The 14,547-nt window shown below is 70.7% G+C and carries 17 protein-coding genes and 3 pseudogenes; 9 read left to right on the top strand and 11 right to left on the bottom strand.

The features are described from left to right. Positions 1–156 (bottom strand): annotated as a pseudogene (locus tag AOK22_RS42675) (SAM-dependent methyltransferase); the annotation flags it as partial. An 89-nt stretch (positions 157–245) separates the two neighbouring features. On the opposite strand from AOK22_RS42675, the gene AOK22_RS13205 reads away from it, so the two are divergent. Continuing rightward, positions 246–845, top strand: a complete 600-nt coding sequence (locus AOK22_RS13205; RefSeq protein ID WP_055698812.1) for a helix-turn-helix domain-containing protein — start codon at positions 246–248, stop codon at positions 843–845. A 24-nt stretch (positions 846–869) separates the two neighbouring features. Here AOK22_RS13205 and AOK22_RS41420 read toward each other — a convergent pair whose 3' ends face one another. Together AOK22_RS41420 and AOK22_RS13200 are read right to left on the bottom strand one after the other, a co-directional pair. After that, positions 870–1,019, bottom strand: coding sequence for a hypothetical protein (locus AOK22_RS41420; RefSeq protein WP_157872231.1), 150 nt, complete (start codon positions 1,017–1,019; stop codon positions 870–872). 216 nt (positions 1,020–1,235) lie between these two features. Beyond that, the gene (locus AOK22_RS13200; RefSeq protein ID WP_055698811.1) at positions 1,236–1,727 is read right to left on the bottom strand and encodes a MarR family winged helix-turn-helix transcriptional regulator; all 492 of its coding nucleotides are present in this window, start codon (positions 1,725–1,727) and stop codon (positions 1,236–1,238) included. A gap of 114 nt (positions 1,728–1,841) precedes the next feature. Between AOK22_RS13200 and AOK22_RS13195 the strand changes: the two genes are divergently transcribed. After that, positions 1,842–3,332, top strand: coding sequence for an MFS transporter (locus AOK22_RS13195; RefSeq protein WP_055698810.1), 1,491 nt, complete (start codon positions 1,842–1,844; stop codon positions 3,330–3,332). Positions 3,333–3,581: 249 nt separating this feature from the next. Here AOK22_RS13195 and AOK22_RS13190 read toward each other — a convergent pair whose 3' ends face one another. Together AOK22_RS13190 and AOK22_RS13185 are read right to left on the bottom strand one after the other, a co-directional pair. Continuing rightward, on the bottom strand, positions 3,582–4,319 hold the full coding sequence (locus AOK22_RS13190; protein WP_055698809.1) for a dienelactone hydrolase family protein: 738 nt from the start codon (positions 4,317–4,319) through the stop codon (positions 3,582–3,584). Between the two features lie 184 nt (positions 4,320–4,503). Continuing rightward, positions 4,504–5,373 (bottom strand): SDR family NAD(P)-dependent oxidoreductase, encoded by an 870-nt coding sequence (locus tag AOK22_RS13185; protein ID WP_055698808.1) that lies wholly within the window; start codon positions 5,371–5,373, stop codon positions 4,504–4,506. A 58-nt stretch (positions 5,374–5,431) separates the two neighbouring features. On the opposite strand from AOK22_RS13185, the gene AOK22_RS13180 reads away from it, so the two are divergent. Beyond that, a complete protein-coding gene (locus tag AOK22_RS13180) occupies positions 5,432–6,181 on the top strand; it encodes a TetR/AcrR family transcriptional regulator (RefSeq protein ID WP_055698807.1) in 750 nt (249 codons plus the stop codon). Positions 6,182–6,215: 34 nt separating this feature from the next. On the opposite strand, the gene AOK22_RS13175 is transcribed toward AOK22_RS13180, so the two are convergent. Continuing rightward, positions 6,216–6,650 carry a peptidoglycan-binding domain-containing protein gene (locus AOK22_RS13175; RefSeq protein WP_055698806.1) on the bottom strand — a complete coding sequence of 145 codons (435 nt, stop codon included), beginning with the start codon at positions 6,648–6,650 and terminating at the stop codon, positions 6,216–6,218. Positions 6,651–7,048: 398 nt separating this feature from the next. Here AOK22_RS13175 and AOK22_RS13170 point away from each other — a divergent pair, with 398 nt between their 5' ends. Continuing rightward, positions 7,049–7,579 (top strand): VOC family protein, encoded by a 531-nt coding sequence (locus AOK22_RS13170; RefSeq protein ID WP_055698805.1) that lies wholly within the window; start codon positions 7,049–7,051, stop codon positions 7,577–7,579. 177 nt (positions 7,580–7,756) lie between these two features. On the opposite strand, the gene AOK22_RS42185 is transcribed toward AOK22_RS13170, so the two are convergent. Then, complete coding sequence (locus AOK22_RS42185; protein WP_208606394.1) at positions 7,757–8,401, bottom strand: hypothetical protein; 645 nt, start codon at positions 8,399–8,401, stop codon at positions 7,757–7,759. On the opposite strand from AOK22_RS42185, the gene AOK22_RS43710 reads away from it, so the two are divergent. Continuing rightward, positions 8,400–8,528, top strand: coding sequence for a hypothetical protein (locus AOK22_RS43710; RefSeq protein WP_269086339.1), 129 nt, complete (start codon positions 8,400–8,402; stop codon positions 8,526–8,528). The two genes, AOK22_RS42185 and AOK22_RS43710, sit on opposite strands and share 2 nt — an antisense overlap. On the opposite strand, the pseudogene AOK22_RS42665 reads toward AOK22_RS43710, so the two are convergent. Both AOK22_RS42665 and AOK22_RS41415 read right to left on the bottom strand, forming a co-directional pair. Continuing rightward, positions 8,502–8,603: pseudogene (locus AOK22_RS42665) on the bottom strand (helix-turn-helix domain-containing protein); the annotation flags it as partial. The gene AOK22_RS43710 and the pseudogene AOK22_RS42665 overlap by 27 nt on opposite strands. A gap of 70 nt (positions 8,604–8,673) precedes the next feature. After that, positions 8,674–9,018: an SbtR family transcriptional regulator gene (locus AOK22_RS41415; RefSeq protein ID WP_055698802.1), complete on the bottom strand. Its 345-nt coding sequence runs from the start codon at positions 9,016–9,018 to the stop codon at positions 8,674–8,676. A 78-nt stretch (positions 9,019–9,096) separates the two neighbouring features. Here AOK22_RS41415 and AOK22_RS43980 point away from each other — a divergent pair. Continuing rightward, positions 9,097–9,516: pseudogene (locus tag AOK22_RS43980) on the top strand (SDR family NAD(P)-dependent oxidoreductase); the annotation flags it as partial. A 34-nt stretch (positions 9,517–9,550) separates the two neighbouring features. After that, positions 9,551–9,991 carry an SDR family NAD(P)-dependent oxidoreductase gene (locus AOK22_RS42660; RefSeq protein ID WP_244164768.1) on the top strand — a complete coding sequence of 147 codons (441 nt, stop codon included), beginning with the start codon at positions 9,551–9,553 and terminating at the stop codon, positions 9,989–9,991. A gap of 24 nt (positions 9,992–10,015) precedes the next feature. Here the strand turns inward: AOK22_RS42660 and AOK22_RS13145 are convergent, their stop codons facing one another. Further along, positions 10,016–12,064, bottom strand: a complete 2,049-nt coding sequence (locus AOK22_RS13145; RefSeq protein WP_055698800.1) for an AfsR/SARP family transcriptional regulator — start codon at positions 12,062–12,064, stop codon at positions 10,016–10,018. Between the two features lie 151 nt (positions 12,065–12,215). On the opposite strand from AOK22_RS13145, the gene AOK22_RS13140 reads away from it, so the two are divergent. Next, positions 12,216–13,097: an alpha/beta fold hydrolase gene (locus tag AOK22_RS13140; protein WP_055698799.1), complete on the top strand. Its 882-nt coding sequence runs from the start codon at positions 12,216–12,218 to the stop codon at positions 13,095–13,097. Positions 13,098–13,207: 110 nt separating this feature from the next. Here the strand turns inward: AOK22_RS13140 and AOK22_RS13135 are convergent, their stop codons facing one another. Next, positions 13,208–13,840 (bottom strand): TetR/AcrR family transcriptional regulator, encoded by a 633-nt coding sequence (locus AOK22_RS13135; protein ID WP_055698798.1) that lies wholly within the window; start codon positions 13,838–13,840, stop codon positions 13,208–13,210. Positions 13,841–13,957: 117 nt separating this feature from the next. Between AOK22_RS13135 and AOK22_RS13130 the strand changes: the two genes are divergently transcribed. Beyond that, positions 13,958–14,506 carry an SDR family NAD(P)-dependent oxidoreductase gene (locus AOK22_RS13130; protein WP_244164767.1) on the top strand — a complete coding sequence of 183 codons (549 nt, stop codon included), beginning with the start codon at positions 13,958–13,960 and terminating at the stop codon, positions 14,504–14,506. Positions 14,507–14,547: the final 41 nt, after the last annotated feature.

Here is a 14,547-nt window from a genome sequence, read left to right as displayed (position 1 = left end):
GCCGCAGCCGAGGTCGAGCACGTCGCCGGGCGTCAGACCCGCGACCGTCTCGGTGAGGCGGACGTTGGGCCGGGGTGCGTCGGCCGCGGGCCGGGCGGCGTAGACGCCGTCCCAGAACGTCGTCGGGTCGGTAGTGCCGGGAACGTCGGCGCTCATCAGCAGACTCCTTCTGTCGGTGAGCGCTCAGCGTCGCCTGGGGGAGCGGGATCTGGCACGGAATCTTGCGGTTATGGCAAGGTGAGCCCGTGGATCACAGGACGGACGACGAGGTACTGGACGCGGTCGGCCCGAGGCTTCGCGCGCTGCGCCGCGACCGCGGCATCACGCTCGCCTACCTCGCGACGGCGACCGGCGTCTCGGAGAGCACCCTGTCCCGTCTGGAGAGCGGCCAACGCAGGCCGAGCCTGGAACTGCTGCTCCCGCTGGCCCGCATCTACGACGTGCCGCTGGACGACCTCGTCGGAGCCCCACGCACCGGCGATCCCCGGATCCACCTGAAGCCGATCCGGCGATTCGGGATGACCTTCGTGCCCCTGTCCCGGCGCCCCGGGGGCGTACACGCCTTCAAAATGATCATCCCCGCCCGACCGGAACCCCTCGAACCGACCCCGCAGACGCATGAGGGCTTCGAATGGCTCTACGTTCTGAGCGGCCGCCTACGGCTCGTGCTCGGCGCGCGCGATCTGACCCTGTCGAGCGGCGAGGCGGCCGAGTTCGACACGTCCCTGCCGCACTGGCTGGGCAGCGCCGACGGTGGCGCGGTCGAGGTGCTGATCCTGTTCGGCCAGCAAGGGGTACGTACGCATCTGCGCACGGCGCCTGACGGGTCGTCGAACGGCGGCTGACGGGGAACGCCGCGGGTACCGGTCCTACTTGGTGGTGTGGGTGGGGTAGACCTGGACGTCGGTGTAGGCGCCCTTGATGTCGCCGGCGCCGGAGTCGTCGCCGCCGCAGGCGGTGAGCGAGAGGGTGGCGGCGAGGCTGATGGCGGCCAGAGCGGTGAGGCGGGTGTGCTTCATGGTGTTCCCCCAGGAGTAACGATGGAGCGCGGTGCGTGTCGTGCGGTCGGAAGTATTTGTATCTCGCACGGAGTTACAGGCGGTGCCCCTCGACGTCTTCGTTCTGTCACAGGCGAACCGCACCTCACGGCCCGTCAAAACACCACCGCACACACCCTCGAAGCGACCCGAATCCGACGGCGGGTGTGACGGCTGGGCACTCACTGCCTTCAGCCGCTACTGCCCCGGCTTCATCGGCTGCGCGAGGTGGGCGTCCATGGTCGAGTTCAGATCGGCCATGAACGACTCGAACTGCGTGAGGAGGTCCGGTGGGTAGTGCGACATCGTGGCGTCGAGGCGGTGGGCGAGCGGGCCGAAGAACTCGTCCGCCCGTTCCTGGATGTGCGCGCCGCTGCGCAGGGAGATGACGCGCCGGTCGGAGTGTTCCCGGGTGCGGGTGATGTGTCCTGCCGCTTCGAGACGGTTCAAGAGCGCGGTGGTGGCGCCCGTGGACAGGGAGATGCGCTCGCTCAGCCGCGCCGGTGACAGTGGCGTGCCGCGCTCTTCCGCGGCGGCGATCTGCAGTACCGCAACCGCGTCGGTGGAGTGCAGGCCCAGCCAGGCGGCGAAGCGCCGGCTGAGCTCGGTGTAGTGGCCGCCGTAGACCCTCAGCCCCTCCATCAGTCGCTCACGCTGCGCCGTCACGTCATCGCGCACCGCTTCCTCCATGGAGGCCCACCGCCTTTCGCTCCTGCCGCACGTCTGCGCCGGCGGCGACTTTGACAACCTACCGTCACCACTTTACCTTCACCGTGGAACTATTCCATGATGGAGGTATTGAGCATGCGTGACCCGTCACCCACTGCCGATGAGACCGCCGAACCGTACCGATGGCGGTGGCTGATCCTGGCCGTGATGATCATCGCGGAGATCATGGATCTCCTGGACGCGTCGATCGTCAACGTCGCCGGACCGGCCCTTGAGGAGTCGCTCGGCGCCGGCTCCGTCGGTCTGCAGTGGGTGATCGGCGGCTACGCCCTCACCCTGGGAGCCGGGCTCGTGCTCGGTGGCCGGCTCGGCGACCGCTACGGGCGCCGCCGCATGTTCCTGTTCGGCCTGACCGCCTTCACCGCCGGCTCCCTGCTCTGCGCGATCGCTCCGAACATCGCGTCACTGATCGTCTTCAGGCTGCTGCAGGGCACGGCTGGGGCGATGCTTCTGCCCCAGGGCCTTGGCCTGCTGCGCGAGAACTTCTCCGGGCCCGAGCTCACCAAGGTCTTCGCGATCTTCGGTCCCGTGCTCGGCCTGGGCGGCATCATCGGCCCGGTCCTCGGCGGCTTCCTCATCGAGGGCGACTTCTTCGGCCTGGGCTGGCGCTCCGTCTTCCTGGTCAACCTGCCCATCGGCATCGCCGCGCTGACCATCGCCGCGAAGTTCGTACCCAAGAAGCCCGGCGACCGCGCGGTGCGGGTCGACATGACCGGCGCGGCTCTGGTCGTGCTCTCCTGCGCCCTGTTGGTCCTGCCCCTCAACCAGGGGCAGGAGAACGGCTGGCCGCTGTGGACTTGGCTGTGCATGGCAGCCTCCGCGATCGGATTCGCCCTGTTCGCCGTGCAGCAGCGCCGTACGGCCGCGGCGGGGCGGGAACCGCTGGTCACCCCCGGCCTGCTGCGCAAACCCGCCTTCACCGTGGGGCTCGGTGGCATCGCCCTGTTCTTCGGCGGCCTGATCGGCACACAGCTCGTACTCACCCTCTTCCTCCAGATCGGTCAGCACTTCACGGCCGGAGAAGCGGGACTCGGCAACCTGCCGCTCGCCATCGGCACCGCGATCGGCGGAGCCGTCAGCGGCGCATTCCTCGCCGACAAGATCGGCCGCAAGGTGCTGCAGATCGGTCCGCTGATCCAGCTGGCCGGAGCGGCCCTGCTGTGGTTCGAACTGGACGGCCTCGACGCCGCCTCGTTCTCGATCCGGGACATCGTCCCCGGCATCACAGTGGCGGGCATCGGAGCGGGTATGGTGATCGCCGCCCTGTTCAGCTTCATCCTCGCCGCGGTCGACGACGACGAGATCGGCTCCGCCTCCGGCGTGCTGTCGGCCGTGCAGGCGGTCGGCGGATCCATCGGCGTCGCGATCTTCGGGTCAGTGTTCTTCGCCCAGGCCAAGACCGGTGACTTCACCAGCGGCTTCCACCGCGCGCTGATCGTCCAGGCATGTCTGCTGGTGGCATTCCTCGCGATCACCTTCTTGCTGCCCCAACAGGGACGCCCCGAAGACGAGCAGCACGGCATCGCCACCAAGGACCCCGCCGGAACCCGAAACGCCGCCGTGTGACCCCGCGCCGGCAGCCATCCGCACAACGGTGGCGCCCCCCGGGCCACCCTCCCGTGCCGACACTACGGAGAGCTTCCCGGCGCCCCATGTCCTGAGGCGGTGCGCCTTTCCGGTCCCGGCGGGTGGGCGGATTCCGCCCGTACCGGGCGGGGGCGAGGTCCCTGGCGTGGCTGATGCGCGCGCGTCGCACCGTCCGGGACTACGAGACACTGCCCGGGCGTTCCGAGGCCATGCTCACCCCCGCCGCGATCACGCTCTTGACTCCTCCGTCACGGGCAGGCACTCGGCGAGCAGGTCGACGATGTCGCGCCAGGCTCGCTGCGCGTGCCGCGGGTGGTAGCCGGCGCCGGGGACAACGGGGTGGTCGACCGGCGGATGGTGGAAGGCGTGCAACGCGCCGCCGTAGACCGCGAGGCGCCAGTCGACGCCCGCGGCCTGCATCTCAGCGGTGAACGCCTCGCGTTGCGCGGGCGGCATGATCGGGTCTTCCGACCCGACCCCGGCCCACACCGGGCACCGAATGCGCGCTGCCTCGCCCGGTCGGCCCGTGGTCACTGCGTTGACTGTCCCGATCGCGCGCAGGTTGACGCCGTCGCGCCCGAGTTCCAGCCCGATGGCGCCCCCGGTGCCGTAGCCGACGGCGGCGATCCGGTCGGAATCGGTCCGCGGTTCGGTGCGCAACACGTCGAGCGCCGCATGGCCGATGCATCGCATCCGGTCGGGGTCGGCGAGCAGCGGCAGGCAACGGGCCAGCATCTCCTCGGGGTCGCCCAAATAGCGCCCGCCGTGGAGGTCGAAGGCCAGCGCCACATACCCCAGCTCGGCGAGAGCATCGGCCCGGCGGCGCTCGACGTCGCTGAGCCCCATGCCCTCTGGTCCGAGCAGCACCGCGGGTCGGCGGTCGACACCGGCCGGGAGAGCGAGGTGCCCGACCATCGTCAGACCGTCGGCCGGATACTCGACCGTACGCGTCGTAATCGTCGTCATGAGACTGGACTGTAGTGATCGTCGAGCCCGGTCCGGCCGCTGTTCTGCTGCTGGCAGAGCAGTAGGCCTCTCACCGGTTCGAAGACGGGTTCACAGCGGCATGGGCACCAGCCTCGCCCTGACCGGGGCCCACGTCCTTGCCGGTGAACTCGCCCTCACCGCGGCAGGGTTCACGTCCCGGTTCTCACGCGCAGTCCGCCGGGAGCTCGACGGGGTACGGCGCGTCGAAGTCGGCGGAGAGGGAGACGGCCTGCCAGGTCTCGGCCTCGGCGATCTGGCGCCGCGAGTAGGCGAGCGCCATGTTGGCCGCGTTCGTGCCGAGGGGCAGGTGGGTGGGCAGGTGGTCGCGCTTGACCACGCGTACGAGGATCTCGGCGGCGCGGTCCGGGTCGCCGGCGCTACGGCTGCCGCGTGAGCGGTCGTTGAAGGCGCCGACGGTCTCCTCGTACTCCTGCGGGACGTGCTGGACGTCCATGGAGGAACCGGCCCAGTCGGTGGCGAAGCCGCTGGGCTCGACGACCAGGTAGCGGATGCCGAACGGCGCGGTCTCGGTGGCCAGTACGCGGGTGAGGCCGTCGATCGCGAACTTGGCGGCCTGGTAGGAGCCGAGGCCCGCACTGCCGCCGACCCGGCCGCCGATGGAGGAGAACTGGACGACGATGCCGCCGCCCTGTGCCTTGAGCAGGGGGAGTGCCGCCTTGGAGACGTTGTACACGCCCCAGAAATTCGTCTCGAACTGGCGGCGGAAGTCGTCCTCCGGGGCCGTCTCGACGGGGGCGACGTTCGCGTATCCGGCGTTGTTGACGATCACGTCGATGCGGCCGAAGCGGTCGCGGGCGGCGTCGAGCGCGGCGGTGGCCGCGGCGGCGTCGGTCACGTCGAGTGCGACCGGCAGGACGTTGTCGCCGAACCGCTCGACCAGGTCGTCCAGCTGTTCCGGCTTGCGCGCCGTGGCGACGACCCGGTCACCCGTTTCCAGGGCGGCGATCGCGAGGGAGCGGCCGAGGCCGCGGGAGGAACCGGTGATGAACCACGTCTGAGTCTGGGTTGCCATGCCGTTAGCAAAACACGGTTGCGTTAATAGTGCAACCGCGTTGCGTTAGAGTGCGGGTATGGCGAGCCGCAGTCAGTCCAGTCGAAGTGGTCAACCGGTTGGTGGTCGGTCGGGCCACGGTCGGCCCGTACGTGCCCGGAGCCCCGAGGCCAAGCGCGCCCGTGAGGCCGCCATCCTCGACGCGGCGACGCGGCTGGCGACGGAGCGCGGCATCCGGTCGGTGACCTTGACCGACATCGCGGCCGAGGTCGGCATGCACAAGTCGGCGATGCTCCGCTACTTCGAGACGCGGGAGGAGATCTACCTCCGTCTGGCCGCGGCCGGGTGGGTGGAGTGGTCGCATGCGGTACGTGCGGAACTCGCCGCCATCGGGCCCGCCACGGACGGCGTCGAGGAGGGGTCCGGCCCGTGTGCCGTGCGGGCGGTCGCCGCCGTGCTGGCCGAGTCGCTCGTGGCGCGCCCCGTCTTCTGCGACCTGCTCGCCCATACGCCGATGAACCTGGAGCGCAACGTCTCGCTGGAGAGCGTCCGCTCCTTCAAGGTGACGGCCATCGCCGAGGTCCAGGCCGTGGGTGAGGTGCTGTGCGAGGTGGCCGGGCTGACGCCGGCGCAGGCCGGCGACGTCGTCGCCACGGCCACCTCGATGGCCGGCGCTCTGTGGCAGATGGCCGCCCCGGGAACCGAACTGCGCCGCCTCTACGAGTCGGATCCCGACCTGGCCCACGCCGTCGTCGATGTCGCGCCCCGGCTGACCGGCATCCTGAGCGCAATGCTTCGGGGTTACGGGACCGATGGCGAAGTGACGTAGGTGCAGGAGGGGTGGCGCAGTCGAGCGGCGAGCGTCAGAAGGTGGCGCAGGCGGCACCCTGGGGTCCTGTGACCAGCCAGTCGAAGACCTTCCGGGTCTTCGGGCCGTACAGCCCGTCGGCGGGTGAGACGCCCTTGGATCGCTGCAGCTTGGCGACGGCTGCCTTGGTCTGAGGGCCGTAGATGCCGTCGACCGCGTCGAGGCTCGCCGAGTTGCAGCGCCGCAGGGAGTTCTGGAGGGCCTTGACCGCGGGGCTGCTGTTGCCCGGGCCCAACTGGCAGTCCAGGGAACCGTTGGCCGCCGCGGCCGCCGGGCCGGAGAAGCTCCCGCTCCACTTCGTGACGGTCTTGGTGCAGATCGGCGCGGCGGCGTGGGCCTGGCCGGCGGTCATGGTCAGAACCCCTGACGCGAGGAGTGCCGAGCCGACTCCGGCGGCGGCGAGGCGTCGGACGCCTGCGGTGATGGACATGCGTACCCCCGTATGGATGGCGGTGTGGTGGGTGGAACGGCCCAACGTGAGCCGGAGTCAGCATGTGGGACACGCCGGGACATGTCATCCAACGAGGTGGGTAGGGCCAGTAAACCCTCGTCGTAGGCGAAATTGCGTACGCCTGCGCCCCGGCTTCGCCCTGTCTGAGTCCTGCTTGAGCCCTGCCTGTGTCCTGCCTGCGCCCCGGCTCTTCGCCCCGTCGTGGCCGGTCGTGGGCGGTCGTGGGCGGTCGCCGGGCGGGAAGCGCTCCCAACGGGCGAACAATGACTCAAAATGATTTAACGTTCAACTTCAACGGGCGGCATGCTGGTCACGGCGTCGGCGACCATCCCGGCTTCCGGCCCAACACCCCATCTGAGCAACGGAGATGACCCGCGATGAGCCAGACCCTGCCGCTCCGCCTCCACCACCACGCCTGGATCACCGACGACCAGGAAGCCACCCGGCGCTTCTACGAGGACGTGATCGGCCTGCCCCTGGTGGCCACGTGGACCGAGCGCGAAGTGCTGACCGGGGCCGAGCGCGTCTACAGCCACACGCTCTACGGCTTAGCCGACGGCAGCGCGCTCGCCTTCTTCCAGTTCGCCGACCCCAAGGACCAGGAGGAGTTCAAGACGGACATCCATTCCACTCCCGTGCGTCACGTCGCCTTCAAGATCGAGGCGGAGGCCCAGGAAGTCATGCGCGAGCGCGTCATCGCGGCCGGCCATGAGGAATCGAACGCCCACGTGATCGACCACGGGTACTGCGTCTCGCTGTACGTCACGGACCCCAACGGGCTGATACTGGAATTCGCTGTCGACCACCCCGACATGGAGAAGATCGACGCCGAGCAGCGCGCCACGGCTCACGCCGACCTCGCCCGCTGGCTCGCCGGCGACCACACGAGTAACAACCGCTGGCGCTGACCCCTGCTGCCGGACCAGGGCCTTCAGGCCGACGAGGAGCCCTGTTCGTGCTCGGACGGAACGGTTCAAGTCGGTGAAGCGGGCACACGCGGTGACGCGCTGCCAGTTCGCGGTGGGCGGCTCGGCCCTGGAGGCCGGGCCGCTGCGGCGGCGCCGCTGACCGGTGGGCCAGGCTGGTCAAGCGTTGTCCGCGTCGCCGAGCGGCTCGGCCACGTGAGGATCGGCCGCTGCCCACCGAGCCCGCTCGGCGCGTCGCTCGTACTCGGCGGCTCGCTGGGGCTCCTCCCGGGCGAGCCGCTCGTACTCATCGGCCAATGCCTCTCGGGCGGCACCCAGCGCCGACGCCATGGAAGCAAAGCGTTCCTCCAGGCGGCGCACCCTTTCCTCCAGAACCTCCCGAGTCAGCGGCCCTTGGCCGGCCTGCCGCGCCTGGGCGTCGGCAGCCTCTCGGTCGATGGTGTGCTGCTCCCTGTTGTCATGGGCATCCGCACGGCGCAGCGCCGCCTCGCTCCGATCCAGCCGGTCCTGGCTGGCGGCCAACAGCCGCCGAGCCCGTTCGATCGCCTCATGCGAGCGTTGCCGATGGTCAGGAGCCCCCACCCCCGTCGCGCGAGAGCGCCTGTCCAGCCGACCTTCCCGCTCGTCGGCAACCTTCTCCCGCTCGTCAGCCGCGCATTCCCGTTCGTCGGCGGCTTTCTCCCGCTTGTCGGCTTCGCGTTCGCGCTCGTCGGCGGCTTTCTCCCGCTCGTCGGCCGCGCGTTGGCGCTCGTCGGCAGCAGCGTTTACTGAGGCATGCTCTGCATCCGGCCGATTCATCCCCATGCTGACAGTATGGCCAGACAAGCGTCCCTGGGGCGTCGACCCGGAACTGCTGATCGGCAACGGCCAGTTCACCCACGAGAGCTGTGAGGGCCGGATCGGTCGGATTCGTTCCGGCTTCCATCTGTAGGACCTCGACGCATGTGCGGGCCACGTCCTCCCCATCCACGTAGATCTCGTGCATCACCGGGTCGGTGAAGACCATGCGTACGTAGTCGCGCTCGGCCTCGGGCGCCGCCGCGACGTCACACAGCAGCTCACTGGGCTGGTCGAGGTCAGGTCGCGTGTCCAGGAGTGGGCAAGGGCCTCTGGTCCGGTTGGACGCGGAGCCCATCGAGAACAATCGCGAGATGGCGTCGCCACATTTCAGAGGGATGTTCTCCGCGCAGTGACAAGACGGCGTCGATCATCGCGGCGATCGGTGCGATGTCGGCCTCGGTGATGCCGTCGCGCAGCGTGCCTTCGAGGCGGGCCCTCTCGACAAGATGCGTGCAGTGGACTGTGATGTCGCGCCGCGCGCGGGCGAGGCCGTCGGCCTCGACGGTGCCCTGGCGCATCAGTTCGCGCAGTCCACGGTTCGTTGCCGCCCTCGCCAGGGCTCTCTCGAGGAAGCCGGCCAAGGCGTCGTCCTCCTCCCCCCCCGGGCCTCCTGGGCCATCGCCGCAATCTCGTCATGCTCTTGGCCGAATAGCGATTCTATGGTGTCGGGCTGCCCATCCTTCGCCCGAACCCACGGGGGAGGGGATCCAGGGATGCGGACCGTGGTCATCACCGGGGGTACCGGCGGGCTCGGCAAAGGGCTCGCCCTTCACTACCTGCGACAAGGAGCGTGCGTGCTTGCCGTCGGCAGCACTCCCGCCAAGGGTGAGGCCCTTCTGGCGGAAGCGGCGGCCATCTCGGCCGTCGACCGTGCCGCCTTCCTGCAGGCCGACCTGACTTCGGTCGCAGCGACCAGGCAACTCATCACGAGAATCGAGAGCACCTGTCCCTCGGTGGACAAGCTCGTCCTCTGCGCTCAGCGCTACCGCCTCTTCGGCCCGCGCGCGGTGACCGATGAAGGGTTTGAACACAGCTTCGCCCTCGCGTACCTGAGCCGATTCGTCCTGAGCCACGGTCTGCGCGACGTGATGGAGGTGGCAGCGCCCCGTCGTCATGAACGTCGGAACTCCGGGCATTCCCCTGGGTCGTATCCACTGGGAAAACCTGCAACTTGCACGGCGCTACGGCGGAACCAAGGCCACCTTGCAGTCTTTCCGCGCCAACGATCTTCTCGGCGTCGCCTTCGCCGCCGTGCACGCCGACACCCGGATCCGCTACATCGGCTACAACCCCGGCGTCGTGGCGACTGGCATGCCGAACCACCTGCCGCAACCACTGCGCACCCTCACCAAGGCATCCTTCGCCGTGTTTGCCGCTTCCGTCGCGAAGGCCGTCACCCCGATGGCTCGGCTCCTGGAAGAACCGCAGGGTGAACGGTTCGCCATCTACCGCAACACGCGCCAACTCCCCCTCAAAGGAAAGTCGTTCAACCAGGGCACCGCTTTACGCCTGCACCGTGTCACCCAAGAACTACTGCGCACCCCGTCCATGTAACCGCGCCAGGACCGACTCCCGCACTCACGGCGACTCCGCGGAGGACGGGCTGCGCACGCCGAGCGCGGCGTCGGCGGCCCGCAGGTGGTGGGTGACCGGCCCGAAAGTGATCAGGCCGCTGCCGGCGCCGGCGGACTCGGCTTGGGCGGCGGCGAGTTCGTCGCGAGCGCGACGCAGCACGGGAAGGTGTCCTACGGACGCCGCCGCCCGGGCGAGAACGCACCACAGTGCCTCTTGGAGGAGGTCGTGCGGCGGCCGGGGCACCTCCGTGAGTGCCCGGCGAGCCTGTTCGGTGGCGCCGGAGGCGGCCAGCAGCAGGGGATCGAGCCAGGGACGGTAGGGGCCGGGGTCGAGGTCGGCGACGTCGTCGGGGTCGGGCAGGCCGTCGCCCCGCATGACCGGGACCAGCGCGACGAGGAAGGCGGCTCCCTGGGTGAGGCCGGGCATGCCGCAGTCGGCGGTCTCCGCGAGGACTTGTGCGTAGCGCGGGTGGGCCGCCCCCCAACCGTCGGTCTCGCAGGTGCGCAGTGCCCGGTACCAGGCGGTGAACACACCGGCGAGCGGGCGTTCGTTGCGGTGTGCGAGCCGGTCGACCTCCTCGGCCTGGGCGTCCGCCGCGTCGAGGTCGCCGAGTCCGGCGAGGGCCTGGAGGCGGACCAGGCGTCCCAGGACCTCGTGTCCGGACAGCTGGTGGTCGACGGCCAACTGGGTCAGCTCGGCGCCGAGGGAGTCCCGGTGGGCGGCCGATCCGCAGGCGGCGAAGGACTGCATGAAGGCGCCGTTGAGGGCGAACGCGAGCAGCGCGGGGTCGTGGAGCCGGCGGGCGATGCGGACGGCTTCCTCGGCGGCGCGTTCGGCGCGCAGCCGCCACGGCTCCGCCGCGGGGGCGTCGGCCGCCCGGGGGAGCGGTGCGTCGGCGGCGGCGTCGCCGCGTGACTCGACCGCGACGACCGACAGGAGCCGGGCGCGGAGCGCGGCCGGTCCGTCCGGGCCGAGCCGGGCAGCGGCGCGGGCCGCGGCCCGGGTGAGTTCCCCGGCGTCCTCAGGGTCGTCGGCGCGGGTCCACACGGCCGGGACGTCGTACGAGCCGATGATCCGTGCCGCCAGCTCGGTGTCCCCGGTCGTCTCCGCCGCCGCGACCAGGTCCCGGCGGTGCTCGCGTGCTTCCCCCAGGCCGTCGGCACCGGTCACCGCGAGGTCGCGGAGCAGGCCGGCGGTCGCGTACAGCCGGGCCCGGGAACGGGCGGGCACGGAGCGCTCCCACGCGGCGGCCGTGCGGTCCCAGACGCCTCCCGCCGCCCCGGTTGGCTCGGTCGCGGAGCCGGCGGTGTCGGCGAGGACGCGGGCTTCGGCGCGGGCCAGCGCCGGGCGGGCGTCGGTTCCGGGTGCGCCGGTGAGGGCCTGGCGGGCCTGCCGCAAGGTCTCCAGGGCTTCGCCGCGCCGCCCGGACCGGTCCAGGGCGGTCGCCAGCAGCACCCAGCCGTCCTCCCGGCCGGGGTGGGCGGCGACGTGGGCGCGCAGGTCGGCCACGGCGTCGCGCGCGGCGCCGGTGGCCAGCAGCGCGTCGGCGCGCCGCTCGATCGCGTCGAGACGCAGGGATTCCAGCCGCGCCTGTTCGGCGGCAGCCCACGCGGCGTCGGGGAAATCGGCGAGGACCGGACCTCGCCAGCCGGAGAGCGCTTCGCCCCACAACGCGACCGCCGCGTGGGGCGGCGCCTCGGCGGCCCGTGCCGCGCCGTCCTCGAACCGCCAGGCGTCGACCGCGTCACGTCCGGCGTGCAGGGCGTAGCCGGGACCGTCGGTGACCAGCAGCCGGGACGGCTGTCGGGGAGGGCGTCCCGGTTCCAGGGCGCGGCGCAGCGCCGCGACGAAGGTGCGGACCGCGCCGACCGCGCCGGCCGGGGGTTCGTCCTCCCACAGGTCGGCGACGAGGCGGCCGACGGGGACGACCCGGCCCTTGGCGATCAGCAGCCGGCCGAGCACTTCCCGGTGGCGGGGCGCGCCGAGCGGCAGGGGAGTGCCGTCGGTGTCCCAGGCGGCCACCGGTCCCAGCAGGCCGAACTCCACGCCCACGACTTCGTCCCTTCGCGGGCGGCCTCCCCGGGGTGCCGCACGTCCGCTCATCGATCGCTGATCCGGGGCCCTCAACCTGGGTGACGTCCCCGAACGGCCCGGATCACCGAGGCCCGGGACGTCCACTTTGCCACGAGCCACAGGAGTCGCTGTGACACACCCGAGCATCCCCGGATTCACCGAGCACCGCGTGTCGGTCGACGACGGCGTCACCCTGAACGCCGCGGTCGGCGGCACCGGCAGCCCGGTCGTGCTGCTGCACGGTTTTCCGCAGACCCACCTGATGTGGCGTCACGTCGCCGCCGATCTCGCCGCCGACCACACCGTCATCTGCCCCGACCTGCGTGGCTACGGCGCCAGCGACAAGCCCGCCGAGAGTGGTCCGGAGGTCTATGCGAAGCGGACCATGGCCCGGGACGTCGTCCGTCTCGCCGCCGAGCTGGGGCACGACCGCTTCACGCTGGCCGGTCACGACCGCGGCGCCCTGGTCGCCTTCCGCGCCGCGATGGACCACCCGTACACCGTGTCCCAGGCACTGTTCCTCGACGTCCTGCCGACCCTCGACATGTGGGACGCCCTGCGCGGCGTGTCCGGTGCGGTCGGCTTCCACCTCTACCTGATGGCCCAGCCGCGGGGCCTGCCGGAGCAGATGATCCAGGCGTCCGCCGACGCCTTCTTCGCCCACTTCCTCGACGCCTGGACGAACGCCCCGGACGCGATCCCCGCCGACGTGCGCGAGCACTACCTCGCCGCGTCCGCGGCGGCAGTGCCGTCCATCGTCGCCGACTACCGTGCCTCCGCCGGTGTGGACGTCGAACACGACGCCGCCGACAAGGAGTTCGGCACGCGGCTGGCCATGCCGGTCACCGTCCTCCAGCAGGACTGGGGCGCGGCGCTCGGCTACCACGCCCAGGGCCTGTGGAGCGCCTGGGCCGACGACCTCCGGCATCGCACGGTCTCCTGCGGTCACTTCATGGCCGAAGAGGACCCCAAGCTGATCGCCGACGAGATCCGGGCCCTCGCGGCCCGCTGAGATTCCCCGTCCGTACGCGCCTCCGCTCCTCTGTCCGCCCGGGGGAGCGGGAGGCGTTGCCTGGTGCATGGGGGATGCAAGGAGCGGTCGCTCCCCGCCGCGGTGCGGTGTCAGCCGCGGGCGGGCGCGGCGTACCGGGCGTCCATCATGGCCACGGCCTCGTCGACGACGTGCTCCATGGCCGCGCCGTCGGGGGACCAGTGCGGCAGGAGCATGCGGGGCCAGAACACGTAGTTGGAGATCATGCCGAGGAACTGGGTGGCGGCCAGTTCCGCATCGGCCAGGACGACCGTGCCTGCTTCGCGTTCGGACTCCAGATAGCGGCGCACCGAATCGAAGTAGGGCATCTTGCCCCGGTTGAACTGTGATTCGGCCAGTTCCGGGAAGCGCGGCAGCTCGGCGATGACGATCCGGAACAGGTCGGCCATGTCCGGCCGGGTGAGCAGCGCCACGTATCGCCGACCGATCAGGGCGAGACCGGCGCGCGGGTCGCCCGCCGGTGGTGGTTCCTCGTCTCCGTCACCGGCCTGCCAGGACGCGGTGACGATCGCGTCGAAGAGTGCCGCCTTGGTCGGGAACTGCTTGAACAGGGTCGCCTTCGACACCTCGGCGGCCTCGGCGATCTTGGCCAGGGAGGTCCGGTCGTACCCGGAGTCCAGGAACAGGCGGGTGGCCGCGCGCAGGATCGCCGCCCGCTTCTGTTCGGCGACGCGCTGGTGGTAGGCCGACGGCTCGGTGGTCATCACCCCATCCTAGGCGAGGTGAGTCACTTGACTCACCTCGTGCGCGCCTCTACGGTCGAAAGCGAGGCGAGTCACTCGGCTCACCTCTAGCTCGCCACCAGGGAAGAGGGGCATCTCATGGGACGCTTCGACCACCGCACCGTGCTGGTCACCGGCGGAACCGGCGGCCAGGGGGCCAGCCACGTCCGTGCCTTCCACGCCGAGGGCGCCAACGTCGTGATCGCCGGGATCTCGGCGGAGCGGGGCCGCGCGCTCGCATCCGAACTCGGGGACCGCGCCCGGTACATACGTCTCGACGTCACCGACGAGACGTCCTGGGAAGCCGCGATCGCGGCGACCGAGGACGACTTCGGCCCGCTGGCCGTCGTGGTCAACAACGCCGGAGTGCAGAACCCCGCGGCCCCGATCGAGAGCACTGATCAGCGGGTGTGGGACCGCATCCTCGACATCAATCTCACGGGGACCTTCCTCGGCATCAAGGCAGCGGTCCCCTCGCTGCGCCGCAACGGCGGAGGTGTCATCGTCAACATCGCCTCCACCTCGGGACGCCACCGGACGTCGTCGGGTGCTGTCGGAACAGGCGAGTTCGGGCCAAGTGTGACGCTTCCGGCCAGCGATCCCCGGGAGTTGTCCGCGATCTCTCCCGGAATTGTCCGTGATCAGTAACAGACGGATCCCTTGGACACCGACTTCCGTCCTGTCAGGTG

It is taken from the genome of Streptomyces silaceus (assembly GCF_001419745.1).
Lineage (GTDB): Bacteria > Actinomycetota > Actinomycetes > Streptomycetales > Streptomycetaceae > Streptomyces > Streptomyces silaceus.
The sequence above is the reverse complement of the archived record's forward strand: the minus strand, read 5'-3'. Positions and strand labels throughout refer to the sequence as shown.